At 30.6% G+C, this 3,495-nt stretch carries 2 protein-coding genes and 1 pseudogene; all 3 read left to right on the plus strand.

The features are described 5' to 3' along the window. On the plus strand, positions 1–1,071 hold a 1,071-nt coding region (gdhA, locus tag WBN21_RS01660; protein WP_424197574.1), incomplete at its 5' end, for an NADP-specific glutamate dehydrogenase. Between the two features lie 123 nt (positions 1,072–1,194). After that, on the plus strand, positions 1,195–2,229 hold the full coding sequence (locus WBN21_RS01665) for an acyltransferase family protein (protein ID WP_424197575.1): 1,035 nt from the start codon (positions 1,195–1,197) through the stop codon (positions 2,227–2,229). A gap of 130 nt (positions 2,230–2,359) precedes the next feature. Next, positions 2,360–3,495: pseudogene (locus tag WBN21_RS01670) on the plus strand (ABC transporter substrate-binding protein); the annotation flags it as partial.

Consider the following 3,495-nt stretch of genomic DNA (forward strand, 5'->3'; position numbering starts at 1 on the left):
GGTTTGCGTTTTCATCCTACTGTAAATGCAAGTATTTTAAAGTTTTTAGCTTTCGAGCAGGTATTTAAAAATTCCCTAACAACCTTACCAATGGGCGGAGGTAAAGGCGGAAGTGATTTTGATCCAAAAGGTAAATCTGATAACGAAATAATGCGTTTTTGCCATGCTTTTATGAGTGAGTTGTTTCGCCATATTGGAGCCAATACCGATGTGCCTGCCGGTGATATTGGAGTAGGATCTAGAGAAATTGGGTTTTTATTTGGCATGTATAAAAAGTTAAATAACGAATTTACAGGTGTTTTAACAGGGAAAGGGCTTACCTGGGGTGGCTCCTTAATTAGACCCGAAGCAACGGGATATGGCAATGTATATTTTGCTCAAAAAATGTTAGAAACTAAAAATGATTCTATCAAAGGAAAAGAAGTCGTTATTTCTGGGTCTGGAAATGTTGCACAATATGCTGCTGAAAAAGTATTGCATTTAGGCGGAAAGGTATTAACGCTTTCAGATTCATCAGGTTATATTTATGATGCAGATGGTATAAATGAAGAAAAATTGGCTTTCGTTATGGAAATTAAAAATGAAAAGCGAGGTCGAATAAATGAATATTTAAAAAAGTATCCAAAAGCAAAATTTGTAAAAGGAAAAACGCCTTGGGAAATAAAATGCCAGGTAGCTTTACCATGTGCCACACAAAATGAACTTCATGAGGACGATGCAAAAACACTATTAAAAAATGGCTGTATTTGCGTTAGCGAAGGTGCTAATATGCCGTCAACTAAAGAAGCTATTGCTGTTTTTCATAAAGCCAAAATATTATTTGCTCCTGGTAAAGCATCAAACGCAGGCGGAGTTGCTACTTCCGGCTTAGAAATGACTCAAAACTCCTTAAGATTTAAATGGTCTAGAGAGGAGGTTGATAATAAACTTAAAGATATCATGTCTGATATACATAAATCGTGTTTAGAATTTGGTAAAGGTGATGATGGTTATGTGGATTATGTAAAAGGTGCAAATATAGCAGGTTTCGTAAAAGTTGCCGATGCTATGTTAGCACAAGGTGTTGTTTAAATAATTTTTGAAATATTTTAAGAAAAGCTTCCTGAATTATTAGGAAGCTTTTTTATTTTAAAATATACTATTTTCAGGTTAAACTCATTAGTTATAAATATATTTGAATTCTAAGATGAAGATTTGAAACAAATAAATATTAATAATTTCGACTTTTTAAGAGTTGTTTTTGCATTCACAGTTGCATTTGCACACTTAATTGAGCTTAGCGAGGTTGAAATGTTTCAACCTTATAAAGGACTTTTTAACACCCGTTTAGCAATAAATGGTTTCTTTGTTATCAGCGGGTTTTTAATTGCAAAAAGCTACGAAAACAGCAATTCAACAAAAGAATATATATTCAAAAGAATAAAAAGAATTGTACCGGCATATGTTTTCGTAATTTTATTTTGCGCCTTGTTTTTCAGCATTATTTCATCTGTTTCTATTTCCGAATACTTTCTAAATGCACAATTTTGGAAATACCTATTAGCCAATTTAACATTTCAGAATTATATTGAACCTTGTTTGCCTGGCGTTTTTGCATCCAATTTAATATGTGCAGTTAATGGGGCACTTTGGACTATAAAAATTGAAGAAGCCTTCTATTTGTTACTCCCACTATTTTATTTGATTACCAAAAAAGGAAAGAATAAAATGCTGGTTTTTGGTGTTATTATTTATGTGCTTTCAATAATTTATTTCAATTATTTTGTTTCTATAGATAAATACAGAATTGCAAAACAACTACCCGGTGCGTTAGCTTTTTTTATGTCTGGAATTATATTTTTTAAAAATTTTGATTTTTTTATAAAATGGAAACATCATTTAATTATACCCTGCTTGGTTGTTTTTATAATGGAACATATTATTTTTGATTCGCATATTTTAAAACCAATTTCATATAGCTTCATGGTTTTTTACATAGCATATAATTTTAAGTTTTTAAACCATTTTGGGAAATATGGAGATATCACTTATGGGGTTTATATTTATCATTTTCCAATCATTCAAGTAGCAGTTTATTATGGCTTATTTAAAACTTACAATCCGTTTATTGTTGGTGTAATTTTATTGTTACTTGTTATAGTATTAGCAACTATTTCATGGCATTTTCTAGAACTGCGATACCTATCCGAAGGCAGAAAAAAAAGACAAAGAAAATTATGGTCTAGCTAATTTAACTTTTTAATGGGTCAATTCAACCTGAATATTCCATAATAACCAATAACTTTGTTTGTTTTAAAATATATTATTTCAAGATGAAGTTCGTTAGATATAATATATTTGAACATTAATAATATTGATTTTGAAAAAAATACTTTTTTTACTTTTTTGCTTGTCACCCTTAATTCAATTTGCTCAAGATTTTTCTGAGCAATGGGAAGGTCATTTCTCGTACTACAATATTAAAAAAGTTGTAAAGGGCAATGATAAAATATATGCTGCTTCTGAAAACGCTATTTTTAGTGTAAATATTGAATCCAATGAAATAGAAGAACTTACCACTGTTAATGGGCTTTCAGGAGAAACAATATCTACAATATTTTATAGTGAAATATATCAATTATTGATTATTGGTTACGAAAATGGACTTATTGAAATAGCTTTTGATAACGAAGATGATGTATTAACTATAGTTGATATTATTGATAAATCGGCAATTCCACCAAACGATAAAAGAATAAACCATTTTAATGGTAATGAGAATTTGATATACATATCAACAAATTTTGGTATTTCTGTTTTTGATTTGGAGCGTTTGGAGTTTGGAGATACTTATTTTATAGGAAATGGAGGCTCGCAAATCCAAGTACAACAAACAACCATATTTGAAGGGTTTATTTATGCTGCTTGTTTAGGAGGCAATGGGTTGAGAAAAGCTGATGTGTCAAGCTCCAATTTGATTGATTATAATAATTGGCAAATTGTCACATCAGGAAATTTAATTGGGATAGAAACCAACGAAAACAAATTATTTACCATCGGAACAAATAAAAGAATTTATGAAGTAGTAAGCGATGTGTTGACCCCTTTGTTTACCTATGATGATTTACCTGTAGAAATACATTCACTTAATTCCTATCTGGTAGTGACTACAAAAAATAGTGTTTTTATATACGACGATAGTTTTAACTTAATTAATCAAGCTTCAGTTGGAGGTGGTTTTAATACAGAATTTAATTCAGCTTTAATTGAAGGCGAGAATATATATATTGGAAGCAAAGATTTTGGAGTATTGAATTCCATGACTACTAATCCAAACGAGTTTGTTGAAATTCGACCGGATGGGCCGCTTTTAAATAACCTATTTTCAATTACCTATTCGAATAATGATTTATGGGGTGTTTCCGGTGGTTATAACTTATTTTATAATTTTATAGGTGGGGATAGAGTTAGAACCGGAATAAGCCGTTTAATAAACAACGAATGGTCGAATATTCC

The organism is Algibacter sp., assembly GCF_049667265.1.
In the GTDB taxonomy this organism is placed as follows: Bacteria; Bacteroidota; Bacteroidia; order Flavobacteriales; family Flavobacteriaceae; genus Algibacter_B.